The sequence below is a fragment of the Paraburkholderia sp. CI3 genome, from assembly GCF_050436505.1.
Classification (GTDB): Bacteria; Pseudomonadota; Gammaproteobacteria; order Burkholderiales; family Burkholderiaceae; genus Paraburkholderia; species Paraburkholderia tuberum.
Window position 1 is genome coordinate 2277733 of sequence record NZ_JBNDMI010000004.1, and the last position, 25827, is coordinate 2303559.

The 25827-nt window shown below is 64.5% G+C and carries 26 protein-coding genes and 1 pseudogene; 14 read left to right on the plus strand and 13 right to left on the minus strand.

Annotated features, from left to right (window positions below):
• Positions 1 to 198: 198 nt before the first annotated feature.
• The gene (adk, locus tag OKW29_RS31890) at positions 199 to 864 is read left to right on the plus strand and encodes an adenylate kinase (protein WP_090801619.1); all 666 of its coding nucleotides are present in this window, start codon (positions 199 to 201) and stop codon (positions 862 to 864) included.
• 261 nt (positions 865 to 1125) lie between these two features.
• Complete coding sequence (locus OKW29_RS31895; protein WP_429293835.1) at positions 1126 to 1884, plus strand: 3-hydroxyacyl-CoA dehydrogenase; 759 nt, start codon at positions 1126 to 1128, stop codon at positions 1882 to 1884.
• A gap of 127 nt (positions 1885 to 2011) precedes the next feature.
• Here the strand turns inward: OKW29_RS31895 and OKW29_RS31900 are convergent, their stop codons facing one another.
• On the minus strand, positions 2012 to 2854 hold the full coding sequence (locus OKW29_RS31900) for a SirB1 family protein (RefSeq protein WP_429294980.1): 843 nt from the start codon (positions 2852 to 2854) through the stop codon (positions 2012 to 2014).
• A gap of 5 nt (positions 2855 to 2859) precedes the next feature.
• Complete coding sequence (murJ, locus tag OKW29_RS31905) at positions 2860 to 4410, minus strand: murein biosynthesis integral membrane protein MurJ (protein WP_429293836.1); 1551 nt, start codon at positions 4408 to 4410, stop codon at positions 2860 to 2862.
• Between the two features lie 509 nt (positions 4411 to 4919).
• Here murJ and rpsT point away from each other — a divergent pair.
• A complete protein-coding gene (gene rpsT / locus OKW29_RS31910) occupies positions 4920 to 5198 on the plus strand; it encodes a 30S ribosomal protein S20 (protein ID WP_429293837.1) in 279 nt (92 codons plus the stop codon).
• A gap of 157 nt (positions 5199 to 5355) precedes the next feature.
• Here rpsT and OKW29_RS31915 read toward each other — a convergent pair whose 3' ends face one another.
• A complete protein-coding gene (locus OKW29_RS31915; RefSeq protein ID WP_008923011.1) occupies positions 5356 to 5703 on the minus strand; it encodes a DUF3579 domain-containing protein in 348 nt (115 codons plus the stop codon).
• Between the two features lie 505 nt (positions 5704 to 6208).
• Between OKW29_RS31915 and argF the strand changes: the two genes are divergently transcribed.
• Positions 6209 to 7138 (plus strand): ornithine carbamoyltransferase, encoded by a 930-nt coding sequence (argF, locus tag OKW29_RS31920; RefSeq protein ID WP_018421631.1) that lies wholly within the window; start codon positions 6209 to 6211, stop codon positions 7136 to 7138.
• A 135-nt stretch (positions 7139 to 7273) separates the two neighbouring features.
• On the opposite strand, the gene murB is transcribed toward argF, so the two are convergent.
• Positions 7274 to 8356: a UDP-N-acetylmuramate dehydrogenase gene (murB, locus tag OKW29_RS31925; protein WP_429293838.1), complete on the minus strand. Its 1083-nt coding sequence runs from the start codon at positions 8354 to 8356 to the stop codon at positions 7274 to 7276.
• A gap of 242 nt (positions 8357 to 8598) precedes the next feature.
• On the opposite strand from murB, the gene OKW29_RS31930 reads away from it, so the two are divergent.
• The gene (locus OKW29_RS31930; RefSeq protein WP_018421633.1) at positions 8599 to 9084 is read left to right on the plus strand and encodes a YajQ family cyclic di-GMP-binding protein; all 486 of its coding nucleotides are present in this window, start codon (positions 8599 to 8601) and stop codon (positions 9082 to 9084) included.
• 93 nt (positions 9085 to 9177) lie between these two features.
• Here the strand turns inward: OKW29_RS31930 and plsY are convergent, their stop codons facing one another.
• Both plsY and ybaK read right to left on the minus strand, forming a co-directional pair.
• Positions 9178 to 9813 (minus strand): glycerol-3-phosphate 1-O-acyltransferase PlsY, encoded by a 636-nt coding sequence (gene plsY / locus OKW29_RS31935; protein ID WP_184023064.1) that lies wholly within the window; start codon positions 9811 to 9813, stop codon positions 9178 to 9180.
• A gap of 142 nt (positions 9814 to 9955) precedes the next feature.
• The gene (gene ybaK, locus OKW29_RS31940) at positions 9956 to 10447 is read right to left on the minus strand and encodes a Cys-tRNA(Pro) deacylase (protein ID WP_090801630.1); all 492 of its coding nucleotides are present in this window, start codon (positions 10445 to 10447) and stop codon (positions 9956 to 9958) included.
• 151 nt (positions 10448 to 10598) lie between these two features.
• Between ybaK and OKW29_RS31945 the strand changes: the two genes are divergently transcribed.
• Entirely contained in the window at positions 10599 to 12161 is a 1563-nt protein-coding gene (locus OKW29_RS31945) for a class I adenylate-forming enzyme family protein (protein WP_429293839.1), read from the plus strand.
• 33 nt (positions 12162 to 12194) lie between these two features.
• Here OKW29_RS31945 and xerD read toward each other — a convergent pair whose 3' ends face one another.
• From xerD to queG, 3 genes are read right to left on the minus strand one after another with little or no spacing between them, the layout of a single operon-like run.
• On the minus strand, positions 12195 to 13151 hold the full coding sequence (xerD, locus tag OKW29_RS31950; RefSeq protein WP_429293840.1) for a site-specific tyrosine recombinase XerD: 957 nt from the start codon (positions 13149 to 13151) through the stop codon (positions 12195 to 12197).
• Entirely contained in the window at positions 13148 to 13618 is a 471-nt protein-coding gene (locus OKW29_RS31955) for a methylated-DNA--[protein]-cysteine S-methyltransferase (protein ID WP_429293841.1), read from the minus strand. Before OKW29_RS31955 ends, xerD begins: the two co-directional genes overlap by 4 nt.
• 52 nt (positions 13619 to 13670) lie before the next feature.
• The gene (gene queG / locus OKW29_RS31960) at positions 13671 to 14981 is read right to left on the minus strand and encodes a tRNA epoxyqueuosine(34) reductase QueG (RefSeq protein ID WP_429293842.1); all 1311 of its coding nucleotides are present in this window, start codon (positions 14979 to 14981) and stop codon (positions 13671 to 13673) included.
• Between the two features lie 17 nt (positions 14982 to 14998).
• On the opposite strand from queG, the gene tsaE reads away from it, so the two are divergent.
• On the plus strand, positions 14999 to 15595 hold the full coding sequence (gene tsaE / locus OKW29_RS31965; protein ID WP_429293843.1) for a tRNA (adenosine(37)-N6)-threonylcarbamoyltransferase complex ATPase subunit type 1 TsaE: 597 nt from the start codon (positions 14999 to 15001) through the stop codon (positions 15593 to 15595).
• Positions 15577 to 17148 (plus strand): N-acetylmuramoyl-L-alanine amidase, encoded by a 1572-nt coding sequence (locus tag OKW29_RS31970; RefSeq protein ID WP_429293844.1) that lies wholly within the window; start codon positions 15577 to 15579, stop codon positions 17146 to 17148. The genes tsaE and OKW29_RS31970 overlap by 19 nt, the downstream gene beginning before the upstream one ends.
• Before the next feature lie 88 nt (positions 17149 to 17236).
• On the opposite strand, the gene OKW29_RS31975 is transcribed toward OKW29_RS31970, so the two are convergent.
• On the minus strand, positions 17237 to 18118 hold the full coding sequence (locus OKW29_RS31975; protein ID WP_187616365.1) for an EamA family transporter: 882 nt from the start codon (positions 18116 to 18118) through the stop codon (positions 17237 to 17239).
• 21 nt (positions 18119 to 18139) lie between these two features.
• On the minus strand, positions 18140 to 18286 hold the full coding sequence (locus OKW29_RS31980; RefSeq protein ID WP_429293845.1) for a hypothetical protein: 147 nt from the start codon (positions 18284 to 18286) through the stop codon (positions 18140 to 18142).
• On the opposite strand from OKW29_RS31980, the gene OKW29_RS31985 reads away from it, so the two are divergent.
• The gene (locus OKW29_RS31985) at positions 18285 to 19160 is read left to right on the plus strand and encodes a pirin family protein (protein ID WP_429293846.1); all 876 of its coding nucleotides are present in this window, start codon (positions 18285 to 18287) and stop codon (positions 19158 to 19160) included. The genes OKW29_RS31980 and OKW29_RS31985 overlap by 2 nt on opposite strands.
• Positions 19161 to 19255: 95 nt before the next feature.
• Complete coding sequence (trxA, locus tag OKW29_RS31990; protein ID WP_090801643.1) at positions 19256 to 20104, plus strand: thioredoxin; 849 nt, start codon at positions 19256 to 19258, stop codon at positions 20102 to 20104.
• A gap of 68 nt (positions 20105 to 20172) precedes the next feature.
• Here the strand turns inward: trxA and tcdA are convergent, their stop codons facing one another.
• The gene (gene tcdA / locus OKW29_RS31995) at positions 20173 to 21030 is read right to left on the minus strand and encodes a tRNA cyclic N6-threonylcarbamoyladenosine(37) synthase TcdA (RefSeq protein ID WP_429293847.1); all 858 of its coding nucleotides are present in this window, start codon (positions 21028 to 21030) and stop codon (positions 20173 to 20175) included.
• Positions 21031 to 21294: 264 nt separating this feature from the next.
• Between tcdA and pdxH the strand changes: the two genes are divergently transcribed.
• The 3 genes and pseudogenes from pdxH (at position 21295) to OKW29_RS32010 (ending at position 24745) form a co-directional block, all read left to right on the plus strand.
• Positions 21295 to 21936, plus strand: coding sequence for a pyridoxamine 5'-phosphate oxidase (gene pdxH / locus OKW29_RS32000; RefSeq protein ID WP_429293848.1), 642 nt, complete (start codon positions 21295 to 21297; stop codon positions 21934 to 21936).
• A gap of 148 nt (positions 21937 to 22084) precedes the next feature.
• Positions 22085 to 23300, plus strand: a pseudogene (locus OKW29_RS32005) (class I SAM-dependent methyltransferase).
• A gap of 107 nt (positions 23301 to 23407) precedes the next feature.
• Positions 23408 to 24745: a DUF72 domain-containing protein gene (locus tag OKW29_RS32010; protein ID WP_429293849.1), complete on the plus strand. Its 1338-nt coding sequence runs from the start codon at positions 23408 to 23410 to the stop codon at positions 24743 to 24745.
• Positions 24746 to 24808: 63 nt separating this feature from the next.
• Here the strand turns inward: OKW29_RS32010 and msrA are convergent, their stop codons facing one another.
• A complete protein-coding gene (msrA, locus tag OKW29_RS32015) occupies positions 24809 to 25348 on the minus strand; it encodes a peptide-methionine (S)-S-oxide reductase MsrA (protein ID WP_429293850.1) in 540 nt (179 codons plus the stop codon).
• Between the two features lie 199 nt (positions 25349 to 25547).
• Here msrA and OKW29_RS32020 point away from each other — a divergent pair, with 199 nt between their 5' ends.
• The gene (locus OKW29_RS32020; protein WP_429293851.1) at positions 25548 to 25796 is read left to right on the plus strand and encodes a hypothetical protein; all 249 of its coding nucleotides are present in this window, start codon (positions 25548 to 25550) and stop codon (positions 25794 to 25796) included.
• Positions 25797 to 25827: the final 31 nt, after the last annotated feature.

The following is a 25827-nucleotide window of genomic DNA, read 5'->3' on the forward strand; positions in this document are numbered from 1 at the left end:
TGGCATAATCGAACGGTTATGCGCGCCTCCCAGCGCAGGCGACACTCGGGTTATCCCGGCCGCGCCGTGCGGATCTTGCAGCGCCGTCGTATTCGACGTGCAGCGCGAGGTAGCCAACGGTAGCCGATGCGGAACTTGCGAGAATCGCCGGGAAGCATGCCGCGTCAACAAAGAATTCACATAGATCTGGAGATATCCATGCGTTTGATCCTGTTGGGTGCACCGGGTGCCGGCAAAGGCACTCAGGCCAACTTCATCAAGGAAAAGTTCGGCATCCCGCAAATTTCGACCGGCGACATGCTGCGCGCGGCCGTCAAGGCCGGCACGCCGCTCGGCCTCGAAGCAAAGCGCTTCATGGACGCCGGCGAGCTCGTCACGGATGAGCTGATCATCAACCTCGTGAAGGAACGTCTGCAGCAGCCGGACTGCGCGAACGGCTATCTGTTCGACGGCTTCCCGCGCACGATTCCGCAAGCCGAAGCAATGAAGCAGGCCGGTGTCGCGATCGACTACGTGCTCGAAATCGACGTGCCGTTCGACGAGATCATCGTGCGCATGAGCGGCCGTCGCTCGCACCCCGCGTCGGGCCGCACCTATCACGTGACGTTCAATCCGCCGAAGGTCGAGGGCATCGACGACGTGACCGGCGAGCCGCTGATCCAGCGCGACGACGACAAGGAAGAAACGGTCAAGAAGCGTCTGGAAGTGTACGAATCGCAAACCAAGCCGCTGATCGAGTACTACAACGGCTGGGCGAAGAACGGCGATACGTCGAGCTCGGTGAAGGCGCCCCAATATCGCCGCATTTCGGGCCTCGGCAGCGTCGATGAAATTCGCGCCCGCGCGTTCGACGCGCTGAAGTAAGCCGGCTTGGTCCAACCATTACCGCTGTTTTCGTTTGACCAAAACCCGCCCACGTTGGGCGGGTTTTTTTATCTGGCTCGGTGCGCAAACCAAAAGTGGCAAGAGGTGGGGAACGCCCAGCGGAACCAGTTAGGTTTCCATAGCGCTTGCATGCCGCCGCCCGCTTCGCTTTCCGCAGCGCAGCACAGCCGCTACAATCGATCGTCGTCGAAAAATGCTTCGCTCGTTACCGCACTGAACAACCGTAGCAAAGGAGAAGACATGGAAATTCGTGACAACGTGTTCCTGATCACCGGCGGCGCATCAGGGCTCGGCGCTGCCACCGCGCGCCTGCTCGTCGAGAACGGCGGCAAAGTCGTCCTCGCCGACCTGAATCTGGACGCGGGCGAGGCGCTCGCAAAGCAACTCGGCGGCGCTTTCGTCAAATGCGACGTGAGCCGGGAAGAGGACGCGCAACAGGCCGTCGAAGCCGCGACGAAGCTCGGTACGCTGCGCGGTCTCGTCAACTGCGCGGGCGTCGCGCCGGCCGCGAAGACCGTCGGCAAGGATGGCCCCCATTCGCTCGATCTGTTCACGCGCACGATCTCGATCAATCTGATCGGCACGTTCAACATGATCCGGCTCGCCGCGGTGCAAATGTCGAAGAACGAGCCGAACGCCAACGGCGAGCGCGGCGTGATCATCAACACCGCATCGGTCGCCGCGTTCGACGGCCAGATCGGCCAGGCGGCCTACTCCGCGTCGAAGGCTGGCGTGGTCGGTATGACGCTGCCGATCGCGCGAGACCTGTCGCGCAACGCGATCCGCGTGATGACGATCGCCCCCGGCCTCTTCGAAACGCCGATGCTGCTCGGCATGCCGCAGGAAGTGCAGGACGCGCTCGGTGCGATGGTGCCGTTCCCGCCGCGCCTCGGCAAACCGGCCGAATACGCGATGCTCGCCAAGCAGATCTTCGACAATCCGATGCTGAACGGCGAGGTGATCCGGCTGGACGGCGCGATCCGCATGCAGCCGAAGTGAGGATCGCTTAGCGATCGATCTGGTCGCCGATGCTAGGCCAAGGCCTGCATACGGCGATAAAAAAACGCCTGTGCATGTGCGACATGTGCAGGCGTTTGTGTTTTATGCAGCGTGAAAACGCGCGTCGCTATTCGCCGCCATCATGCCGCGTGCGCTGCCGCAATTCATGCAACTGCGACTCGACCACGGTGGCATCTTCCGCATCGGGGCGATCGCCGAGATAGCTTTCGAGGTCCTCGAGCGCGGGCCGTAGATAATCGAGCCGCGCATACGCGAAACCGCGATCCCGCACTTCCTCGATATTGTCCGGCAGCAGAATGACGAGCCGTTGCTGCACCGCGAGCAGACGTTGCCAACGCTCGGTCTGCAGATAGATCGCCTTCAGGTTGCGCAACATCCGCGCGACGATCTCGCGATGCGTGGCCGGTTGCAGCAGCATGCGTAGCGCGCGCCCGACCGAATCGCCAGCCGACGCGACGTACGGCTCGAGCATCTCGACCATCTGCGCTTCGGACAGCGAATGACCGGTGGTCGGATCGAGCATCACGTCGCCGTCGGGCATCGTCACGCGCAGCAGAAAGTGGCCTGGAAACGACACCCCACGCACCGGAACACCGAATTGCTCGGCCATCTCCAGATAGAGCACCGCAAGCGAAATCGGAATGCCGCGGCGACGTTTGAGTACGACGTTCAGATGGCTGTTGTCGGGGTCGTAGTAATCGTTCAGGTTGCTCGCGAAACCGAGTTCGCGGAAAAAGAAACGGCTGAGGATGCCAACCTTCTGACGGATGTCGGCATCGTCGGGCATGCGGCGCCGCAGCCGCAGCACCAGCTCGTCGATCTCGGCGAGCACCGACTGCAGATCGAGGTCGGGATAGGCATCCTGCGCGATCGAGAGCGCCGTCTCGGTCAGCGGCAGGCTCTCGTCTTCGGCGACGAGCGTACTGAAATAATCGAGAACCCGCGACATGGTGATCACTTCACTCGCCTTCTGAAATACGCGTACTTGAAGCCCATCAGCCAAAGCATACCGAAATACAGCGCGGCGAACAGCACGAGACACGCACCGAGCAACACCATGCGGCTGACCGGCTGGGTATGCATGCCGATCCAGTCGAAGCTGATCGCGAGCCAGCGCATCACGCCGGCGAGCACGAGGCACGCCCCGAGCAACTGCACGAAAAACTTGAGCCAGCCGCTCGACGGCATATAAATGCCACGTTTGCGCAGACCAATAAATAGCAGCAACGCATTGACGCAAGCGCCGAGCCCGACGCTCAGCGTGAGACCCGCATGCGCGAACACCGGCACGAACACGTAGTTGCTCAACTGCGTGACGACCAGCACGCCGATGCCGATCTTCACTGGCGTCTTGATGTCCTGCTTCGCGTAAAAGCCCGGCGCGAGGATCTTGATCAGGATCAGGCCGATCAGGCCGACTCCGTAGGCGGCGAGCGCGCGGCTCACCATCACGACCGCATTGCCGTCGAACTTGCCGTAGTTGAACAGCACCGCTGTCAGCGGCTGGGCGAAAAAGAACAGCGCGATCGCGCTCGGCGCGGCGAGCAGGAACGTGACGCGCAGTCCCCAGTCGAGAAGCGACGAATACTCATGCGAGTCGGCATCGACGTGCGCCTTCGACAGGCTCGGCAGCAGGATCGTGCCCAGCGCGACGCCGAGCAGCGCGGTCGGAAACTCCATCAGCCGGTCGGCGTAGTTGATCCATGACACCGCGCCGGGGCCGATGTGCGACGCGATGTTGGTGTTGATGATCAGGCTGATCTGCGCGACCGACACCGCGAACATCGCCGGCACCATCTTCGCGAGCACCCGCTTTACGCCGCGATGCGCGAGCGCGCGCAGCGGGTTCAGGCCGATGAGCGGCACCATGTCGATCTTCTTGAGGCCCGGCAGCTGCACGACGAATTGCAGCACGCCGCCGACGATCACTGCCCAGGCGAGCGCATAGACCGGCGTTTGCAGGCGCGGCGCGAGGAATACGGCGGAGACGATGAACGCGACGTTCAACAGCACGGGCGCGAACGCGGGCAACGAAAAGTTCTTGTACGTATTCAGCACGCTCGACGCCAGCGACGTCAGCGAGATGAAAATGATGTATGGGAACATGATGCGCGTCATCGCGACCGCAAGCTGGTACGCGTGGCCCTCGTGCGCGAGGCCCGACGCGACGACGAACACGACGCCCGACGCGCCGACCACGCCGATCACTGACAGCACGGCGAGCGCCCACGCGAGCACGGTCGAGGTCGCGTCGACGAGCGCCTTGGTGGCGTCGTGGCCTTGCTGGTTCTTGAACTCCGCGAGGATCGGCACGAAGGCCTGCGAGAACGCGCCTTCGGCGGAAATGCGACGCAGCAGGTTCGGAATGCGAAAGGCGACGTAGAAGGCGTCGGTGTATTGACTGGCGCCGAACGCACGGGCGATCAACGTTTCACGGGCCAGTCCGGTCACGCGCGACAGCAGCGTGAAGCCGCTGACCGTCAGCAGGGCTCGTAATAGATTCATGGGGCGCTTATTATACGGGTCCCGCCAATGCGGGCGACGAGCCAGAACGCGATTCGGACCGATTTGCCACGCGGACGTTCGCCGCGATCGGCTGGAAAGCGCGATTTTTTTGTGTTTTCTGCGGTCTTCCCGGCAGCGCCCCCGCCTTCCATCGGCGCCCTCGCAGGAGGGCCAGCACCTACGCGCCGACATGACGCCGCTCCGGTCATTGTGGCGCCGGCGCGTGTTTTCCGTTGTCACGTGCCTGATTTTGTTGCTATAATCGTCGGTTTCGAAGCTTGCTCAGTTTTCGAATGGTCTTCGGACGCGGTTCTCAGGTTGGCGCAGCGCCGTCTGTCAATACATCCGGATGCCTTGAAACACGGGCCCGCCTTCGCGTAGTTCGATCGATTTTTTCGACACTTTTGCGCCCTTGGGCAATCGCTTCCAAGGGTTCGGATCGAGAAGCAGCACCTCGCCTCATCATTGAAGGCCGGGTACTGGAAACAGGAACAGGATAAGGAACCGTCATGGCTAACTCCGCACAAGCACGCAAGCGCGCCCGCCAGGCCGCGAAGGCAAACTCGCACAACTCGGCACTGCGCTCGAAGTTCCGCACGGCTATCAAGGCTGTCCGCAAGGCAATCGACGCAGGCGATCACGCTAAGGCCGCCGAAATCTTCAAGGCATCGTCGAAGACCCTCGACATCATCGCCGACAAGAACATCGTTCACAAGAACAAGGCAGCTCGCAACAAGAGCCGCCTCGCTGCAGCCGTCAAGGGTCTGCAAGCGCCCGCAGCGCAGTAATTCCGGTCGGCCCGCTTCGGCGGGCTACCTCCTGTTTCCGCTGCACAAGAAGCCCGCTTTGGCGGGCTTTTTTGTTTTGGTTGAATTGCCAGCCACAAAAAAACCCGCTGCTTGCGGGTTTTTGTTTTTTTGCTTTTGCCGATCCGGTCGACTTACATCAGATGACGTGCCGTTTGGCTTGCGGCGCAGGCGCATGCTCGAGTTCCAGTTCACACGCCTCGGTGACCAGCAGGTCGTTGTCTTTCGCGAAGTTCATAACGAAATCGAAGGCCATTGGTTCGATGTCGCGCAGCCGCGAATCGAGAATCACGCATTTGAGGTCGCCGATCATGGTCGGCCGCACGTACAGCGAGTACTGCATATAGGCGTTCGGCCCCTTCCTCACGCCGGGCCCGAACGACGACATGACGCCCGCGAGCCGCTCCGACCAGTCGCTCGGCCGAAATTTTTTTCCGGTCGACGTAATGCCCTGAATGAAATATTCGATTGGAGCTGCTTCGGCCATGTAGAAATACCTGTGTGACTGCCCAGCGGAATGACGACCAACCGGCGACGCCAGTTATACGCTCGAACTCACCGCAAGCGGCATGTACGGCAAGCGCTTGCAGCCACCTGCGACGTGCGTGGGATCTGGCGCTAACGCAACAATGACGAACCGCACCACGAGAACCGCTGCGGCGAACCGGCTGAACCGCTCTGGCGTCTGTCATGACGGCCACGCCTTGACAGGCTTTCCGCGCCGCGCGAGCCGCGTTTCTTCATGCGAAACGCCGGCCTGCTGGGCTTTGGGATAACCCGCAGATTATAGCGCAGCGGGCCCTTTTCCGCAGCGCACACAAGCGCCTTCCGATGACCCCGCGAAGCCCGATACGACGCTTTCGAATCGCTTGCGGCGCCCTCCCGCCGACTCGTCAAACGAGGCGAAATCCTTTATGCTGCATGGGGTTACCACCAAACCGACGGCGGCACAGTCCGGCAACCCTGCCGGGTGAGACCGCCGTATTTGTTTCATGACCGCCAAGAAAATTCGCCACTACCTGCAGTTCAAGGACTTCTCGCTGGAAGACTACGAGTACGTGCTGGAGCGCGCGCGCATCCTGAAACGCAAATTCAAGAACTACGAGACCTATCACCCGCTGCATGACCGCACGCTGGCGATGATCTTCGAAAAGAATTCGACACGCACGCGCCTGTCGTTCGAAGCCGGCATCTTCCAGCTGGGCGGCCACGCCGTGTTCATGAGCACGCGCGACACGCAGCTCGGCCGCGGCGAGCCGATCGAAGACGCCGCGCAGGTCATCTCGCGCATGGTCGACATCATCATGATCCGCACGTTCGGCCAGGACATCATCCAGCGCTTCGCCGAGAATTCGCGCGTGCCGGTGATCAACGGGCTCACGAACGAATACCACCCGTGTCAGGTGCTCGCAGACATCTTCACGTACTTCGAGCATCGCGGTCCAATTCGCGACAAGACGGTCGCGTGGGTCGGCGACGCGAATAACATGCTGTACACGTGGATCGAAGCCGCGCAGATTCTCGGCTTCAGGCTGCGCCTGTCCACGCCGCCCGGCTACAAGCTCGACCGCGCGCTCGTCGCGGCGGAAAGCGCGTCGTTCTACGAGGAATTCGACGACCCGAACGAAGCCTGCACGGGCGCCGATCTCGTCACCACCGACGTGTGGACCAGCATGGGCTTCGAGGCCGAGAACGAAGCGCGCAAGAAGGCCTTCGCAGACTGGTGCGTCGACGCCGACATGATGGCGCGCGCGAATCCCGACGCGCTCTTCATGCACTGCCTGCCCGCGCATCGCGGCGAAGAAGTCAGCGCGGAAGTGATCGACGGACCGCAGAGCGTCGTGTGGGATGAGGCGGAAAACCGTCTGCACGTGCAGAAGGCGTTGATGGAATACCTGCTGCTCGGCAAGCTCAATCACTGAGCGAGCCGCTGGTCCATACACGCGCCGGAACCGCGGGCACAAAAAAGGCGCCGGGAGGAAACTCCCGGCGCCTTTTGCATTCGTCGGCGGCGACGCTCCGCGGGGCAACTCAGCGCGAAAAGAGAGAACTGCCGCTCACAGGCAAACTGGCTCCGCCTCCAGTTCCACGCCAAATCGCTCGAACACGTCGTGCTGGATCGCCCGTGCCAGCGCCAACACTTCCGTGCCGCTCGCGCCACCGCGATTCACCAGCACCAGCGCCTGTCGCTCATGCACGGCCGCCGCGCCCATCGCGCGGCCCTTCCAGCCGCATCGGTCGATCAGCCAGCCGGCCGCCAGCTTCACCCGCCCATCCGCTTGCACATACGACACGACTTCCGGCTCGCGACGCTTCAGCGCCTCGAACTGGGCGGCATCGATCACCGGATTCTTGAAGAAGCTCCCCGCGTTGCCCAGTTCGAGCGGATCGGGCAGCTTCGCACGCCGCACGGCGACGACCGCATCGAAAATGGCTTGCGCGGTCGGCTGCGCGGCCGCACCCTCGGCTTGGTCAGCGCTCGCCGCATGACCGCGCGCCGCCAGCTCGCGCGCGAGATCCGCATAGCCCGCGCGCGGCTGCCACGCCTTCGGCAAACGGAACGTCACCGACGCGATCACGAAGCGCTCGCGCCCTTCCCGCTTGAAAAGGCTGTCGCGATAGCCGAACCGGCACGCATCGCCGTCGAGTTCGACGGCCTCGCCGGTCACGAGCTCGATCGCCCGCAGCGACGCGAAGCGTTCGCACATTTCGAGCCCGTACGCGCCGATGTTCTGGATTGGCGCCGCGCCGACCGTGCCAGGTATCAGCGCGAGATTCTCGAGGCCGGGCATGCCCTGCGCCAACGTCCACGCGACGAACTCGTGCCACGGCTCGCCGCCAGCCGCCTCGACATACCACGCATCCTGATCCTCGCGCACCACGCGGCGCCCGCGAAGCGCCACCAGCAGCACGAGCCCGGCGAAGTCGCCGGTCAGCATGACGTTGCTGCCACCGCCCAGCACGAGGCGCGGCAGGCCCTCGACGCGCGGATCGCGCACCGCGGCGAGCAACTGTTCCTCACGCTCGATCAGGCACGCGAACTGCGCGCGCACGTCGAAGCCGAACGTGTTGTGGACCTTCAGCGGATAGCCGGCCATGAGGGACGCGACGGCGGGAGCGGCAAGAGCGGATTGGGACATCGGAATGGCAACAGGGCAACGACGGGAAGCAACAGGAATCGACGAAAAACAACCAACGACGCGCCTGACGACACGAGCGGCGCCGCCCGACGCGGGATCGCCCGCCGTCGCGACGCCGCGCGGCGGCCTTGGGCAAAAGAGAGCGGCGTCGGTAAAATGACGTCCGGTCCGTGATTATAGCGAGTGCCTCGCGCTCAGCCGACCGGCTGTGTCGCGCACTGCCGCACTATTGGGAGAAAGCAATGCCATCGTTTGACGTCGTCTGCGAAGCGAACATGATCGAAGTCAAGAACGCGATCGAGCAGTCCAACAAGGAAATTTCGACGCGTTTCGACTTCAAGGGGTCCGACGCGCGCGTCGAACACAAGGAAAACGAAATCACCGCGTACGCCGACGACGACTTCAAGCTCGGCCAGGTGAAGGACGTGCTGCTGTCGAAAATGGCCAAGCGCAACGTCGACGTACGCTTCCTCGACTACGGCAAGATCGAGAAGATCGGCGGCGACAAGGTCAAGCAGGTCATCAAGATCAAGAAGGGCGTCTCGGGCGATCTGTCGAAGAAAATCGTGCGTCTGGTGAAGGACAGCAAGATCAAGGTGCAGGCGAGCATTCAGGGCGATGCGGTGCGCATCACCGGTGCGAAGCGCGATGATCTGCAAAGCGTGATCGCGATGCTGCGCAAGGACGTGACCGACACGCCGCTCGACTTCAACAACTTCCGCGACTAAGCGGCACGACGCGCCTGGCTTGCAACGAGCCTCCCGCGGACCCGGAAGCGCTTCGCATCGGGCCATCGGGCCGGGCGAAGCGCTCAGCCCACTTCAAAGATCGTTGCCCGCCGCCGGACCGGCTGCCTTCTTTTTGTCGCCGATACGGCTCTCCTGCCCCCGCATCAGCTTCGCAATATTGCCGCGATGCCGCCACACGAGCAGCAGGCTCATCACCAGAACCGCGAGCGCGACGATGCGCGGCCCGAACAGAAACACGTAGAACAGCGGCGCGAACAGCGCCGAGCACAGCGCCGCGAGCGACGAGTAGCGGGTAAAGAACGCGACGATCAGCCACGTTAGCAAGGTCGCGACGCCGAGCGTCGGGTTGATCGCGAGCAGCACGCCCGCGGCGGTCGCGACGCCTTTGCCGCCCTTGAAGCGGAAGAAAATCGGATACAGGTGACCGAGAAACACCGCAAGCGACGCAATCGCGATCGCGCGCTCGTCGAGCCCGTAACGCGCGCCGAAATGCACGACCAGCCATACGGGCAGCCAGCCCTTGAAGGCGTCGCCGATCAGCGTCAGAATCGCGGCCTTCTTGCTGCCGCTGCGCAGCACGTTGGTGGCGCCCGGGTTGCCCGAGCCGTACGAGCGCGGGTCGTCGAGACCCATCGCGGCGCTCACGATCACGGCAAACGACAACGAACCGATCAGATAGGCAACGACAGCGACGATCAGGTTTTGCATCTGGGACTCTTATAAGGATCGCGGTCTGACATTCGATACCCCAACCGCAACAGGGCATGCCCGTCGAATCAGGGCGGCGCACATTTTACCGAACGCGTCCGCGCGAAAAACATTCAGGCAAACGTCAACCCGCTCATCGGCGTCAGTCCACGCTCGCGCATTGCACCGGCTTTGCCGCGAGCAGATCGGTGAGCACCTTCGGCTCGATGCTGACGAGAAAGCCGCGCCGCCCGCCGTTCAACCAGATTTTGTCCATCTCGAGAATGGTCGACTCGACATACACCGGCATCTGCTTGCGCGTGCCGAACGGCGACGTGCCGCCGATCAGATAACCCGAATGCCGGTTCGCGACCTCGGGCTTGCACGGCTCGACGCGCTTCGCGCCGATCTGCCGCGCGAGGTTCTTGGTGCTGACGGTGCGATCGCCATGCATCAGCACGATCAACGGCTTCGCGTGCTCGTCTTCCATCACCAGCGTCTTCACGACGTGATGCTCGTCGACGCCGAGCTGGCACGACGATTCCGCGGTGCCGCCATGCTCGACGTAGTCGTAAGGATGCTCGCCGAACGTGACGCCGTGACGGCGCAGCAGCTGCGTGGCGGGTGTTTCCGACACATGTCTGGATTTGCTCATCGGCGCATTGTAATGGCGAGTTTGCACAACGGCTATTTGCCGGATGGCCAATTGTGCGGGTTCGACACTTGTGGCACGATCGTTCGAAAATATGCCGGCATGGTGCGAGATACTGCGCGCAGGGCTACGAATTGGTAAAGAGGAGACAGTGTTGAAGCAGGCTTCATCCATTCGTTCCACGATCGATATCCCCGCGCTGCTCGCCGCCCTGCCCGCGCGCATCGGCGACATTCCGGCGCTCGCCGCCGCACGCGATCCGCGGCATGTCGCGCTGATCGAAGATGCGCGCCGCCTGACCAACGCGCAACTGCGCGAGGCCGTCGATGCGGCCGCCACGCTGCTGCGCGACTGGGGCGTGCGCGGCGGCGATCGCGTGATGATCGTCGCGGAGAACAGCATCGCGCAAATCGTGCTGCTGTTCGCGACCGCGAAGCTCGATGCGTGGGCGCTCGTGTCGAACGCCCGACTGTCGGCCGCCGAACTCGATTCGATCCGCGCGCATGCGCAACCGCGCGTCGTCGCGTATGCGCGCGAAAGCTCGCCCGACGCACGCCAGCATGCTGAGCGGCATCGAGCGACGCACGCACCCACGCTGTCGCCGGACATCGGCGCATGGTCGTATGCGGTGGACAGCAGCGTGCAAGCCGAAGCCGTCGAAGCCGCCAGCGACCGCCAATGCGCGGCGCTGATCTACACGACCGGCACCACCGGCACGCCGAAAGGCGTGATGCTGTCGCATCGCAATCTGCTGTACATCGCGGCCGTGTCGAGCCGGCTGCGCCAGGTCGGGCCCGACGACGTCGTCTATGCGGTGCTGCCGATCTCGCATGTGTACGGCTTCGCGTCGGTGTGCCTCGGCAGCCTGCATGCGGGCGCGACGTTGCGGCTCGCGCCGCGCTTCGTGCCGGAAGCGGTGCGCCTCGCCCTCGCCACCGAGCACGTCTCGATCTTCCAGGGCGTGCCGGCGATGCACGCGAAGCTGCTCGAACATCTGCACACGCACGGCCACGCATGGTCCGCGCCGCGACTGCGCTTCGCTTACTCGGGCGGCTCGCCGCTCGACGCCGCGCTGAAGGCGCAGGTCGAAGCCGTGTACGGTCTGCCGCTGCACAACGGCTACGGCATGACCGAAAGCAGCCCGACCGTGTCGCAGACGATGGTCGACGCACCGCGCGCCGATTGCTCGGTCGGCGAAGTCATTCCGGGCGTCGAAGTGAAGTTCGTCGGGCTCGACGGCGCCGAAGCCGCGCCGGGCGAGATCGGCGAGCTATGGGTGCGCGGGCCGAACGTGATGCTCGGCTATTACCGCAACCCCGAGCAGACCCGCGCGACCGTCACCGAGGATGGCTGGCTGAAGACCGGCGACCTCGCGCGGCAGGCCGCGGACGGCGCGTTGCATATCGTCGGGCGCAGCAAGGAGCTGATCATCCGCTCGGGCTTCAACGTGTATCCGGCCGAGGTCGAGCACGTGCTGAACGCGCATCCGCAGGTCGTGCAGTCGGCGGTGATCGGACGCGCGGTCGAGGGCAACGAGGAGGTGATCGCGTTCGTCGAACTGGTTTCCGGCGCGACGGTCACGCCCGCGGAGTTGATCGCGTGGTGCGGTGAGCGGCTCGCGCCGTATAAGCGGCCAGCCGAGCTGAAGGTGCTCGCGGCGCTGCCGGCCGCATCGACCGGCAAGATTCTCAAGCACCGGTTACGCGAGTTCGTGTGAAGCGCGCGGGCACCCGCGCGCTTCGCGTCGTGCTCACCCGCGCGGATGATGCTGCGCATGCAGCGATTTCAGCCGCTCTCGCGCGACGTGCGTGTAGATCTGCGTCGTCGAAATATCGGTGTGACCGAGCAGCAATTGCACGACGCGCAGATCCGCGCCGTGATTGAGCAGATGAGTCGCGAACGCGTGCCGCAGCGTGTGGGGCGACAACGGCGCATGGACGCCCGCAGCCTGCGCGTGTCGCTTGATGATGTTCCAGAACTGCTGGCGCGTCATGCCTTCCGCGCGTGTCGTCACGAATAGCGCATCGGCCGCGCGCGGGCCGAGGAGCGCCGGGCGCGCCTCGCGCAGATAGCGCTCGATCCACGCGTGCGCCTCTTCGCCGAACGGAACCAGCCGCTCCTTCGAGCCCTTGCCAGTGACGCGCACGACGCCTTCGTTGAGTCCCACCTCGACGGTTTTCAGTGTGACCAGTTCGGTCACGCGCAAGCCGCTCGCGTACATCAACTCGAGCATCGTGCGATCGCGCAAGCCGAGCGGCGTGTCGATGTCGGGTGCGCCGAGCAACGCTTCGACCTGGACCTCGCTCAACGTCGACGGAAATCGCGGCGGCTGCTTCGCCGAGCGGATGCGCAAGGTCGGATCGGCGGCCGCGCGATGCTCGCGCACCGCCCACGCGTAATAGCGGCGAAACACCGACAGCCGACGGTTCGCCGAGGTCGCCTTGTCCTTTTGCCGCGCCGCGCTGTAGGCGCTCAGGTCGGCTTCGCTCGCGGTGTCGAGCGAAGCATTGCGCGTGTGCGCGAGCCATTCGCAGAAGAGCCGCAAGTCGCGGCGATACGCGTCGAGCGTGTTGCGCGACAGGCCATGCTCGAGCCACAGCGCGTCGCAGAAGGCGTCGATCGATGCGGAGCTGGTCAGCAGCAGCGGTGATGCGGCGGCTGTGTCTTCGACGTGTACAGCGGTATTGGTGGTGGTGCTCGTGCTCATACGTACGGCACACCTTCATGCGCGAGCAACCAGCGCTTCACGTTGCGGAAGAAGCCGTCGCCGCCATCGTGCGCGAAGCCGCCGATGCCGCTCGAACTCACCACGCGGTGACACGGAATCACGATCGGAAAGAAATTGGCGCCGCACGCCTGGCCGACCGCGCGCGGCACGCTGCCGAGCTGCTTCGCGAGTTGTCCGTAAGTCAGCACGACGCCGGGTGGGATGTCGCTGATCGCCTGCCACACGCGCCGCTGGAACGCGGTGCCGCACTCGGCGAGCGGCAGCTCGAATTTCGCTGACGCGTGCTCGAGATAACGCTCGATCTGTTCGGCCACCTCGCGTGCGAGCGGCGTGTCGGGCGCGACGTTGGGCGTCGAGTCGGGCAGATAGACGATCTCGCGCACGGCTTCGCCTTCTAGCCGGACGCCGATCTTGCCGAACGGCGCATCGATCACTGCGTTGAACATGATTGCCTGCTCCTCTAGCGTGCCAGATTGCCGGCACCGAATTGCCACGACTTTACGCCGCTTCGAGCGCCCACTCCACATGCTCGCGCACGACCGCCGACGGATCGTCGGCTCGCTGCCTCAAAGCCAGCACGATCGCGCCACGGGCATCGAGGTCGAGACTTCCTGGCGCGGCGCGCAACGCGTTCCCCATGCCGACCGCGAGATTGCGCAGCCAGCTCTCGTAGCCGATGCGGCGAATCGCGCTGCCCTGCATGCGCGTATCGAACTCCTCGGCGCTCCACGCGAACAGTTCGACCAGCGACGCGCGATCGAGCCCGTGCCGCACGTCGAAATCGGCGACCGGTGCGGCCTGCGCGAACTTGTTCCAGGGACACACGAGCTGGCAATCGTCACAGCCGTACACCCGATTGCCGATCAGCGGCCGCAGCTCGAGCGGAATACTGCCCTTCAGCTCGATCGTCAGATACGAGATGCAACGCCGCGCGTCGACCTTGTACGGCGCGACGATCGCGCCTGTCGGACAGGCGCCGATGCAGCGCGCGCAGCTGCCGCAATGCGAGCCCGGCGTTTCGGGCGCGGCCTCGGGTGAGGTTTCGGCGTCGGTCGGCAGCGGGACGTCGACATAGATCTCGCCGAGGAAAAACAGCGAGCCGGCGTCGCGCTGCAGCAGCAATGTGTGCTTGCCGCGCCAGCCGATGCCGGCCTTCTGCGCGAGCTCGACTTCGAGCACCGGCGCCGAATCGGTGAACACGCGATAGCCGAACGGCCCGATCGCCGCTTCGATCCGGTCGGCCAGTTGTTGCAGGCGCTGACGCATCACCTTGTGATAGTCGCGGCCGCGCGCATAGATCGACACGACCGCCGTCGACGGGTCCGCGAGCCGCGCGTGCTCGGCCGCGCGCCAGTCGCGCGCGCGGGGTGTGGCGCGTGAGGCGGGTTGCGTTACGTCTTGCCGCATGCTTTCAGCCGCGCTTTCATGTCCCCCTTCATGCGCCCCTTCAGCCGCCTCTGCTTCCAGCGTCTGCGCAGGCAAATAGGCGATGCGCGCGGTGATCACGCGTCGCGTGCCGGCCACAAGCTCGGCCGGCCGCGCGCGTTTCATGCCGTGTTTGGCCATATAATCCATCTCGCCGTGGCAACCCGCTTCGAGCCACGCTGCAAGCGGCGCTTCGGCGGCCGACAGATCGGTATCGCTAATGCCGATCGCCCCGAAACCGAGTTCACGGCCCCACGTCTTGATGTCGAGCGCGAGCGCACGAAGCGCCGCCTCGTCGAAACGGGACGTTGCGCCAGAAGCTCGCATGGCATCATCGGCCGATGCGGGCGTGCAGGAAACAGGGGACTTCGGACTTCGGTTCATCACGCCATTTTACGAGAATGCCTGTCAATCCCGATCACGCGCCCCTACCGTCCGCTCCCGTGCTGCTCGAACGCTCTTTCGCGCTCGCGGAAGAAGCCGCCACGCAGGCGTTCGGCGCGCGCTTCGCACAGGCAATCGAAAGCGTGCGCGCGGCCTCGCATCAGGCACAGCCAGCCCAGCCTGGCGCTGTAAGCAGCCTCGCGTTCCACGGCCTGCAAGTCCAACTGGTCGGCGACCTCGGCGCCGGCAAAACCACGCTCGTGCGCGCGACCTTGCGCGGCCTCGGCCACACCGGCCGCGTGCGCAGTCCGACCTACACGCTCGTCGAACCGTATGTGCTCGAGCGGCCCGCCGGGGAACTCGCGCTCTATCACTTCGATCTGTACAGATTCACCGATCCGGCCGAATGGGCCGACGCGGGCTTTCGCGAATATTTCGACAGCGGCGCGGTCTGCCTCGTCGAATGGCCGCAACGCGCGGGACCGCTGCTCGGCGTGCCGGATCTCGTCTTCTCGCTCGGGCTCGTCGGCAACACAGACGCAAACGCGGACGCACGCGTACTCGTCGCACGCGCTTATAGCGAATCAGGAAAGGCATGTCTCGAAAGATGTTAATCAAACCATTCCATTCGATCGAATCGGCGGCGGGCGCAACGCATAACTGGCGGCGCCGGCAGATCCTGCGCGCGGGTGCGTCGACGCTGGTGCTCGGCCTCGTCGCTCCGCGTCTCGCGTTTGCGAGCTCGGTGCTCGGCGTGCGCGTGTGGCCCGCGCGCGACTACACGCGCGTGACGATCGAATCCGATCAGCCGCTGCAGAACACGCAGCAACTGCTGCAGGGACCGGACCGGCTCGTCGTCGATCTGAACGGCCTCGACCTCGATCAGGCGCTGAAGGAGCTGGTCTCGAAGATCACGCCAAACGATCCGCAGATTTCGTCGGTGCGGGTCGGGCAGTATCAGCCGCACGTGGTGCGTATGGTGTTCGACCTGAAAGGCTCGGTGAAGCCGCAGGTGTTCGCGCTGCCGCCGGTCGGCGCGTACAAGTACCGGCTCGTGTTCGACCTGTATCCGGCTGTCGCGCCCGATCCGTTGATGGACCTGCTCGCGCAGACCGAGCGCAAGCAGCAGGCGCTCAACGAAGAAAACAGCGCGCCGCCCGCGACGCTTGCCGGCCCCGGCACGGCGCCGCCGGTCGACAACAGCGAAGCGTTCTTCGAGCACTACGCGCAGAACGGTGGCGCCGGCAATGGCGCCGCGGGCGTACCGCATCCGCCCACGCATGGCACGACGGCGCCGTCCGCGCCCTCCGCGCCGCCTGCCGCACTGGCGCGCAACAAGGGTGGCAACGCCAACAGCAACAGCACCGCACGCGGTCTCGACAGCAACAACGACAACCTCGGCGACAGCGGCGACACCTACGCATTCACCACACCGAAGTCGAGCCGCAGCAACACCGTGCGACTGCTCACCGTCGCAATCGATCCGGGTCATGGCGGCGAGGACCCGGGCGCGATCGGCGGCGCAGGCACCTACGAGAAGCACGTCGCGCTCGACATCGCGAAGAAGCTGCGCGCGAAGATCGACGCGCAGCCGAACATGCGCGCGATGATGACGCGCGACGCCGACTTCTTCGTGCCGCTGAACGTGCGCGTGCAGAAAGCGCGCCGCGTCGGCGCGGACCTGTTCGTGTCGATCCACGCGGACGCGTTCACGACGCCCGAGGCGAAGGGCTCCTCGGTGTTCGCGCTGTCGGAGCACGGCGCGTCGAGCGCGGCCGCGCGCTGGATGGCGAACAAGGAGAACTCGTCGGATCTGATCGGCGGCATCAACATCAAGTCCGACGACGCCACCGTCAACCGCGCACTGTTCGACATGTCGACCACCGCGCAGATTCGCGACTCGATGCGCTACGGCAACTTCGTGCTCAAAGAGATCGGCGACATCAACAAGCTGCACAAGGGCTCGGTCGAGCAGGCCGGCTTCGCGGTGCTGAAGGCGCCGGACATTCCGTCGATCCTCGTCGAGACCGCGTTCATCAGCAATCCGGACGAAGAGCGCCGCCTGAACGACGACGCGTATCGCGACAAGATGGCGAGCGCGATCCTGACCGGCATCAAGCGCTATTTCGCGGCGAATCCGCCGCTCGCGAAGAGCCGCATGACGTGATGTCGGCACACGCGAGCCAATAACAAAAACAAAACGGCCCTCCGGCCGTTTTGTTATTCACGCTCGCAACCCGTGGCGCAACGGTTGCTCAGCGTGCCGGTATCAAGCGCTGCACGACCCAGCCGCCGAACACGTTGACCGCGAGCCCCGCCATCACGAGCAACGCGCCCGCCACCTGCATCGCAGACAGTTGCTCGCCGAGCAGCAGCGACGCCGACGCGAGCCCGACGATTGGCACCAGCAGCGAGAACGGCGCGACCTGGCTCGCCGGATAGCGCGACAGCAGACGGCTCCACAAGCCATAGCCGAGCAGCGTCGCGATAAACGCCAGATAGACGATCGCGAAGATCGACAGCGCGCTGATACCGGTCAGCGCGGCGGCGATCTCGCGCGGCCCTTCGAACACGAACGACGCCGCGAAAAACGGCAGCGGCGGAATCAGGCTCCCCCACACGACGAGTCCGACCAGATCGACCTTGCCGACCTTCTTCGTAACGATGTTGCCGAGTGCCCACATGCACGCGGCGCACAGCGTCAGCAGGAAACCAGCGACGGACATCGTGTGGCCGCCTTGCAGGCCGATCACCGCGAGCCCCGCCGCGGCGATCAGCAGACCCGCGACGTTCGGCAAACGGAAGCGCTCGTGCAGAAACAGCGCCGCGAAGATCAGCGTGAAAAACGCCTGCGCCTGAAGCACCAGCGATGCAAGCCCCGCCGGCATGCCGACGTACATCGCCGAGAACAGGAACGCGAATTGCCCGAACGAGATCGTCGCGCCGTAGGCGAACAGCCACCGCCACGGCATCTGCGGCCGCTTGACGAAAAACACCGCCGGCACCGCAGCGAGCGTAAAGCGCAGCGCGCCGAGCAGCATCGGCGGCACGCCATGCAGGCCGACCTTGATCACGACGAAATTGACGCCCCACGCGAGCACGACGATCAGCGCGAGCAGCAAGTCCCTGGGCGACATCCGGGTCTCCAAAGAAATGGTTCAATCTGGCAGTGTAACGGAGGCCGCAAATTCGCTTCGTTGCGCCTGCTCATGGCGAGCGTGCGCCGTTGCCATCGGCAGCGCGCGACGCGCAGTAGAATCGACCATTCGAGCCTTCTCCTTCACTTTCCCGTCGAGCCTGCCCATGACTTCCTCGATCAAAGCCGTCCTCAAACCGCACTTACGCGACATCGGCAATCTGACCGTGCGGCGCGTGCTGCCCGCGATGGCGGCGCGCCTCGTCGGCCCGTTCATTTTCTTCGACCACATGGGCCCCGCGACCCTCGAACCCGGCAGCGGCCTCGACGTGCGCCCGCATCCGCATATCGGCCTCGCGACCGTCACCTATCTGTTCGACGGCGCGATCATGCATCGCGACAGCCTCGGCTCCGAGCAGAAGATCGTCCCCGGCGACGTCAACTGGATGACGGCCGGGCGCGGCATCGTCCATTCGGAGCGAACGCCGCCGGAAGACCGCGCGCGCGGCCAGACGATTCACGGCATCCAGACCTGGGTCGCGCTGCCGCTCGCCGATGAAGACGCCGAGCCGTCGTTCGCGCATCACGCGGCGGCGAGCTTGCCGGTCGTCGAGCGCAACGGCGTGACGCTGCGCGTGATCGCGGGCACCGCGTTCGGCGCGGTGTCGCCGGTCGCGACGTTTTCGGGCACGCTGTACGTCGCCGCCGACTTCACGCCGGGCAGCGCGTTCGCGCTCGAACCGGAGCACGAGGAGCGCGGTGTATATCTGGTGGAAGGCGATCTGGAGATCGACGGCACGCCGCTCGAAGCGGGCCAGATGGCCGTGCTCGCGCTCGACGAAACCGTCACGCTCGCGAGCACGCACGGCGCGCGCGCGATGCTGCTCGGCGGCGAGAAGCTCGACGGCGAGCGCTTCATCGAATGGAATTTCGTCGCGAGCTCGCGCGAGAAGATCGAAGCCGCGAAGCTCGCGTGGACCAATCAGGAAATGGGCCACGTGCCCGGCGAAACCGAATGGATTCCGCTGCCGCAGCGCAAGTGACGGCGCCGGGCCGCGCGCGAATCACCGCATTGAATTCGCGCGATTCGGCCCCACCTAGCGCCTGTTCACAAACCGTTTCTATCGACGAGGACGCAATGGACACCACTCTGGCCACTTTCGAACAGGACGTCATCAAGGCGTCGATGCTGGCCCCCGTGCTGGTCGATTTCTGGGCGCCGTGGTGCGGCCCCTGCAAGAGTCTCGGCCCGATGCTCGAAAAGCTCGAAGCCGAAGCCGCCGGCAAATGGAAGCTCGTGAAGGTCAACGTGGACGAGAACCACGAGCTGGCCGCGCACTTCCAGGTGCGCAGCATTCCGCACGTGATCGCGTTCGCCGACGGCCAGGCCGTCGATCAGTTCGTCGGCGTGCTGACGGAAGGACAGCTGCGCGAGTTCCTCGACCGGCTCGTGCCGCAAGGGGCGCCGGCCGCGCGCATCGAAGCGCAGACCGCGCTCGCCGAAGGCCGCCGCGACGACGCCTACGACCTGCTGCAAGCGGCGCTCGCTTACGACCCGGGCTTCGACGACGCGCGCATGGACCGCATCGAGTTACTGCTCGAAGACAACCGCATCGATGAGGCCCGCAACGAAGTCGATCTGCTGTCGCCGAAAACCACGCAAGGCATCGACGCGCGTTTCAACGCGATCAAGACGCGGCTCGACGCAGTGGACGCCGCCGCGGACCTGCCGCCCACCGATGCGCTCGAAGCGCGTGTCGCCGGCCACCCCGACGATCTCGAAGCACGCTTCGATCTTGCGAATGCGTTTATCGCGCGACGCAAATACGCGCAGGCGCTCGAACATCTGCTCGCGATCGTGCAACGCGACCGCGCGTTCCGCGACGATATCGGCCGCAAGACGATGTTGTCGGTGTTCGATCTGGCCGCGCATCAGCCGGAGCTGGTGTCGCAGTGGCGGCGCAGGCTGAGCGCGTCGTTGTATTGATCGATTGTGATGTTTTGCCCGATGGCAGCCTGGGTCAGCGCGGTTGAAACCGCCGCCCGGGCTGCTACCTAAACCGTCGCCTTCTTCGCCAGCTCCCGCAACACGTACGCCGCGGCCGCAAAACCAAAGCTCGCGGTCACGCACACGCTGGAGCCAAACCCCGCGCAGTTCAAGCCGACCGGCCCCGTATGCCCCGGCGACGTGCTCACGTGCTCGGCTTCTTCATCGATATCGCAGACGGCCGCTTCCGGATAGATCAACGGCTCGTCGGAATACACGGCGTTCACCTTGAACTTCGCCTTCGGCCCGCGCGGAAAGCCATGCTGCTTGCGCAACTGCCCGCGCACCTTCGACAGCAGCGGGTCCTGGATCGTCAGCGCGAGATCGTCGATGCGGATCCGCGTCGGGTCGAGCTGACCGCCCGCGCCGCCGACCGTGATCAGCGGCTGCTTGCGCTCGACGCACCATGCGATCAGCGCGGTCTTCGTGCGCACGCTGTCGATCGCGTCGATCACGTAGTCGAAGCCGCCGCCGAGCGTGGCCGCGAAATTGTCCGGCTCGACGAAGTCCTCGATCAGCCGCACGTCGCAATACGGATTGATTGCCGCAATGCGTTCGGCCATCGCTTCGACCTTCGGTTTTCCGTAGTTGCCGTCGAGCGCGTGAATCTGCCGGTTCGTGTTGCTTTCCGCGACGTTGTCGAGATCGATCAGCGTCAGCGTGCCGAGCGCGCTGCGCGCAAGCGCCTCCGCGACCCACGACCCCACCCCGCCGATGCCGATCACCGCGACGTGCGCACCCTCGAATCCGGCGAGCGCGGGCGCGCCATACAGACGGGCGATGCCGCCGAAACGGCGCGCGCGGTCGGCGGTTTCGTTCGCGTCGAGGCTGGTAGTAAGATCGGATTGCGCGGTGGTGCTGGACATGATGGCAGGGCTCGAAAACACAGGTGGAACAAAGCAAGCGGCAGCGCTTTGGCAAATGGCCTTGGCAAATTGCTTTGGCAAATGGGGCGCGCAGCCCGTATTTTGCCTGAACACGTGAAAACAGCCGCGCAGGACCACGAGCAGCGACAACGTTGCAGGCTTGCGCTGGCGCAACATGCGCCGCGCCATACGTTGCTCCGCTCGTGCGCAAAAACCTGACGCCTTAGCTATACTTGGCCCACACTGTAGCGTTCGCATAAGAACATGATCTCACTCGCCGAGCTTCGAAAAAACTACTCGCTGGGCTCACTGGACGTTGCCGACGTCAACCACGATCCGTTCCGTCAATTCGACACGTGGTTCCAGCAGGCCATCGACGCCAAGCTGCCCGAGCCGAATGCAATGACGCTGGCCACGGTCGACGCGCGCGGCCGGCCTTCGGCACGCATCGTGCTCATCAAGGGCGTCGACGAGCGCGGTTTCGTATTCTTCACCAACTATGAAAGCCGCAAGGGCCGCGAACTGAACGTGAACCCCTACGCGAGCCTGCTGTTTCACTGGATCGAACTCGAACGCCAGGTGCGCGTCGAGGGCCGCGTCGTCAAAACGAGCGAGGCAGACAGTGACGCGTATTTCGCGTCTCGTCCGCTCGGCTCGCGGATCGGCGCATGGGCATCGAATCAGAGTCAGGTGATTGAAAGCCGTTCGCAGCTCGAAGTACGCGAACGCGAAATCAGCCTGCAATACGGCGAAAATCCTCCGCGTCCGCCGCACTGGGGTGGCTACCGTCTGGTACCCGACGCGATCGAATTCTGGCAGGGGCGGCCGTCTCGGCTGCACGATCGTCTGCTTTACACGCGCGCGGAAGAAAGCGCCAACTGGCTGATCGCACGCCTGTCGCCCTGACCGGTCGATGACCGGACGAATGAGGCCGGCGGCGGCGCCAACGTAGCGGCGCGCGTCGGCGGGATTGCGTTGCGCTGCCCGCGGAAGGCGCCGCGCCATTCGCGATCCACATAGCTTTGCTTTAAATCAACGAACACGGAGAGATCACATGTTCTGGGAGAAAAAGCTGGCGCAGTGGGTTGAAGATGTCAAAACCACAGCTAACCTGCCCGCACGCCTCGTGCTGTGGGACGGTCAGCAACACGACTTCGGGCAGTTCGCCGCGCCCCGGGTCACGCTACACGTGAAGAGCGCAACCGCGCTGCCCTATCTGCTCGAACCGAGCCTCGACAATCTTGGGCGAAGCCTATGTCAAAGGCAAGATCGACATCGAGGGCAAGCTGACGGACATCATCAATATCAGCTATCAGCTCGCGCGCAGCACCGTGACGAGCGCCGGCAAGCTCGCGCGCGTGCGGCGCTACTTCAATCACTCGAAGACGTCGGATAAGAAAGCGATCCAGTATCACTACGACGTCTCGAACGAGTTCTACAAGTTGTGGCTCGACGAGAACATGGTCTACTCGTGCGCCTACTTCGAGACCGGCACCGAAGACCTCGCGACCGCGCAGCTGAAGAAAATCGATCACATTCTGACCAAAATCCAACTGCAGCCCGGGCAGCGTCTGCTCGACATCGGCTGCGGCTGGGGCGCGCTCGTGCTGCGCGCCGCGCAGAAGTTCGGCGCGAAGTGCGTCGGCGTCACGCTGTCGCAGAACCAGTTCGATCTCGCCACCGCGCGCGTGAAAGCGGCTGGCCTCGAAAACCAGATCGAAATCCGCCTGCAGGACTATCGCGACATCAAGGGGCAGTTCGACCGCATCACGAGCGTCGGCATGTTCGAGCACGTCGGCCGCAAGAACCTGCCCGGCTATTTCCAGAAGATGCACGATCTGCTCGCCGACGACGGCATCGCGATGAACCACGGCATCACGTCGAGCGACGCCGATAGCGGCGAAACCGCGCTCGGCGGCGGTGAGTTCATCGACCGCTTCGTGTTCCCGGACGGCGAGCTGCCGCACATCAGCCTCGCGCTCGAAGCGATGCAGCGCGGCGGGCTCGAACCGGTTGACGTCGAAAGCCTGCGCCGTCACTATGCGCACACGCTCGACATCTGGGCGGAAAATTTCGAGGCCCACGCAGACCAGGCGCGCAAGCTCGTCGACGACGAAAAATTCCGCATCTGGCGCGTGTATCTGGCCGGCTGCGCGTATGCGTTCGAAAACGACGACGTGTCGATTTTCCAGGTGGTGTGCCGCAAAGCCGGCCGCAGCGCGAAAACCCTGCCGTGGTCGCGCCGCTACATGTACGAAAAACCGCTGTGACCCGGCTGTGACCCGGCTGTGACCCGGTTTGTGACCGGTCGCGCCGCGGCGGCGTGCATGAAGCGCGCGCCGCGGCGCAATTCTGATGAACAGCAGGCCGGACATTGATGGACCAGAGCAGGACGAGTGACGTTGAAGAGCCGTTGAACGGCAAGGACGGCAGCGCGGACGATGCGGCGCATCAGGCCACGCAGCAGTTCGATCTGTTCGGGATGCCGGTGGAGGCCGCGGCAGAAGCGCCGGCCATGTCCGCACGTGAAGCCGATTCGGCCGCAAGCGCTGCCGCGCAGCCAGAGCACAAGCGCACGCCGAAGACCGCAATATCCAACGCCCCCGCGTCGCTGTTCGAAGCCGACACCCCGCCCGACAGCCCCGCTCCTGAACCAGACTCCGCCCCGGCCTCCGCCGACGCCCCGAAAAAGCGCCGCAGCCGCGCCGTGCTCGCTGCACCGCCGTCGCCGGAGCTGCTCGCGCTCGCGGCGCAATTGCCGCCGCAGATCCACCTCGGCACGTCGACATGGTCGTTCCCGGGTTGGACAGGCATCGTCTACGGCGATGACTACAGCAACAGCAAACTGTCGCGCGAGGGCTTGAGTGCGTACGGCGCACATCCGCTGCTGAAGACGGTCAGCATCGACCGCTCGTTCTACCAGGCGTTGACGGTCACCGAATACCTGCGCTACGCGCAGCAGGTGCCCGAGCACCTCCGCTTCATCGTCAAGGCGCCGATGACGATCACCGACGCCACCGTGCGCGCCGAGCGCGGCGAGCCGGTGTCGCTGAACCCGTGCTTCCTGAACGCGCGGATGGCGCTCGACGATTTCGTCACGCCCTGCCTCGAAGGCCTCGGCGCAAAGGCCGGCGCGCTGGTGTTCCAGTTCTCGCCGCTGCCGGATCAGATGCTCGCGCAGCCGGCGGTATTCATCGAACGACTGGGAGAGTTTTTCGACGCGCTGCCCGGGCTGCCAGACGGCAGTTGCTACGCGGTCGAGATTCGCGACGCGAGCCTGCTCACGCCGCGCTTCATCCGCATGCTGAAGACGGCTGGCGTGCGCTACTGCGTCGGAATTCATGCGCGGATGCCCGATCCGCTGCGCCAGGCCGCGGCGCTCGCGTTGCTCGATGGCGAGCCGGCCGGTCCGCTGATCGTGCGCTGGAGCCTGCACGGCGGCTTCAAGTACGAACAGGCGAAGGCGAAGTACGAGCCGTTCAACCGGCTCGTCGACGAAGATCCGGCGACGCGCGCGTCGCTCGCCGAACTGGCCGCGCGTTACGCGCTCGCTGGTCAGCCGGTCGTGATCGCGGTCAACAACAAGGCGGAGGGATCGGCGCCGCTCAGCTGCGTGAAACTGGCCGAAGAAATCGTCGAAGCCTGCGTGCGTGTCACGCAGGGGCGCGGCGATAACGGCGACGAGGTGCCATCGCGAGCACAGGAACCGCAGTGACGAACAGCAGCGGGCGGTCTCACGCATCCGCCCGTTGCCGACTCCAATCCTCGCGCTGCGCCGTTAACCCGCCTTGATCCGATGCGCGAACTTCTGGCGGAATTTCGCGACTTTCGGCGCTACCACGAACGAGCAGTAGCCCTGATTCGGATGCTGCGCGAAATAGTTCTGGTGATAAGCCTCGGCGGGCCAGTAGTTGTCGCCGAGCGGCAGCACCTCGGTCACGAGTCTGCCGTCGTAGATGCGCTGTTCGCCGATCTCGCGAATCGCCTGCAGCGCGGTTTCGCGCTGCGCGTCGGAATGCGTGAAGATCACCGAGCGGTATTGCGTGCCGACGTCGTTGCCCTGCCGGTTCAGTTGGGTCGGATCGTGGATCGCGAAAAAGATGTCGAGAATCTCGCGATAGCTGATCTTGGCCGGATCGAAGTCGACCTTGACCACTTCCGCGTGACCGGTGTCGCCGTCGCAGACCTGCTCGTAGCTCGGATGGCGCGTGTGACCGCCCGCATAACCCGACTCCACCGCATTGACGCCCTCGACGCCCAGATACACCGCTTCGAGGCACCAGAAACATCCACCGCCGAGCGTTGCTGTCTCGTTCATAAGCTTCACCCCAGGATCAGATTCACACAATGATCGGCAGCCGGCCTGCGTAGCGCCGCCGTATCTGCCACCGCATCCGAATATATGGCCGAAAACGCGTTCCGAAAGGCGCAGTCAGGCACGAGTCAGGCACCCGTCGCGCAATGACCGCAAATCCGGCCGTGCAGATATCGAGTATAGAAACGCCGGCACGCGACGGGTGAATAACCGTGCCTCACGCACGCAAGCGCCGCGCCCGCGCCTCGATCCAGCTCGATCGGCAAATTTTCGGGTGCAGCCTTTCGAGGAGATCGCCGATGCAGCCGCCCGGCTGCCACGCACCGCACGCATCGTGGTGCGGCGCGCGCGGCGATTGCAGTTAAAATTGGCGGAAATCAACGATTTTCACCATGACTTTCGAAACATCCGCTTCCCGCCGCGCGGGTATACGCTTCAATTCGCGCCTTGATTCGCGCTGCAGTCGGTCTTTCACACGGCGC

Bases quoted from the DNA above. Each gene is read 5' to 3' on its own strand.
- adk (WP_090801619.1), top strand. From the start codon at position 199: ATGCGTTTGATCCTGTTGGGTGCACCGGGTGCCGGCAAAGGCACTCAG.
- OKW29_RS31895 (WP_429293835.1), top strand. From the start codon at position 1,126: ATGGAAATTCGTGACAACGTGTTCCTGATCACCGGCGGCGCATCAGGG.
- OKW29_RS31900 (WP_429294980.1), bottom strand. From the start codon at position 2,854: ATGTCGCGGGTTCTCGATTATTTCAGTACGCTCGTCGCCGAAGACGAG.
- murJ (WP_429293836.1), bottom strand. From the start codon at position 4,410: ATGAATCTATTACGAGCCCTGCTGACGGTCAGCGGCTTCACGCTGCTG.
- rpsT (WP_429293837.1), top strand. From the start codon at position 4,920: ATGGCTAACTCCGCACAAGCACGCAAGCGCGCCCGCCAGGCCGCGAAG.
- OKW29_RS31915 (WP_008923011.1), bottom strand. From the start codon at position 5,703: ATGGCCGAAGCAGCTCCAATCGAATATTTCATTCAGGGCATTACGTCG.
- argF (WP_018421631.1), top strand. From the start codon at position 6,209: ATGACCGCCAAGAAAATTCGCCACTACCTGCAGTTCAAGGACTTCTCG.
- murB (WP_429293838.1), bottom strand. From the start codon at position 8,356: ATGTCCCAATCCGCTCTTGCCGCTCCCGCCGTCGCGTCCCTCATGGCC.
- OKW29_RS31930 (WP_018421633.1), top strand. From the start codon at position 8,599: ATGCCATCGTTTGACGTCGTCTGCGAAGCGAACATGATCGAAGTCAAG.
- plsY (WP_184023064.1), bottom strand. From the start codon at position 9,813: ATGCAAAACCTGATCGTCGCTGTCGTTGCCTATCTGATCGGTTCGTTG.
- ybaK (WP_090801630.1), bottom strand. From the start codon at position 10,447: ATGAGCAAATCCAGACATGTGTCGGAAACACCCGCCACGCAGCTGCTG.
- xerD (WP_429293840.1), bottom strand. From the start codon at position 13,151: ATGAGCACGAGCACCACCACCAATACCGCTGTACACGTCGAAGACACA.
- OKW29_RS31955 (WP_429293841.1), bottom strand. From the start codon at position 13,618: ATGTTCAACGCAGTGATCGATGCGCCGTTCGGCAAGATCGGCGTCCGG.
- queG (WP_429293842.1), bottom strand. From the start codon at position 14,981: ATGAACCGAAGTCCGAAGTCCCCTGTTTCCTGCACGCCCGCATCGGCC.
- tsaE (WP_429293843.1), top strand. From the start codon at position 14,999: ATGCCTGTCAATCCCGATCACGCGCCCCTACCGTCCGCTCCCGTGCTG.
- OKW29_RS31970 (WP_429293844.1), top strand. From the start codon at position 15,577: ATGTCTCGAAAGATGTTAATCAAACCATTCCATTCGATCGAATCGGCG.
- OKW29_RS31975 (WP_187616365.1), bottom strand. From the start codon at position 18,118: ATGTCGCCCAGGGACTTGCTGCTCGCGCTGATCGTCGTGCTCGCGTGG.
- OKW29_RS31985 (WP_429293846.1), top strand. From the start codon at position 18,285: ATGACTTCCTCGATCAAAGCCGTCCTCAAACCGCACTTACGCGACATC.
- OKW29_RS31980 (WP_429293845.1), bottom strand. From the start codon at position 18,286: ATGGGCAGGCTCGACGGGAAAGTGAAGGAGAAGGCTCGAATGGTCGAT.
- trxA (WP_090801643.1), top strand. From the start codon at position 19,256: ATGGACACCACTCTGGCCACTTTCGAACAGGACGTCATCAAGGCGTCG.
- tcdA (WP_429293847.1), bottom strand. From the start codon at position 21,030: ATGTCCAGCACCACCGCGCAATCCGATCTTACTACCAGCCTCGACGCG.
- pdxH (WP_429293848.1), top strand. From the start codon at position 21,295: ATGATCTCACTCGCCGAGCTTCGAAAAAACTACTCGCTGGGCTCACTG.
- OKW29_RS32010 (WP_429293849.1), top strand. From the start codon at position 23,408: ATGGACCAGAGCAGGACGAGTGACGTTGAAGAGCCGTTGAACGGCAAG.
- msrA (WP_429293850.1), bottom strand. From the start codon at position 25,348: ATGAACGAGACAGCAACGCTCGGCGGTGGATGTTTCTGGTGCCTCGAA.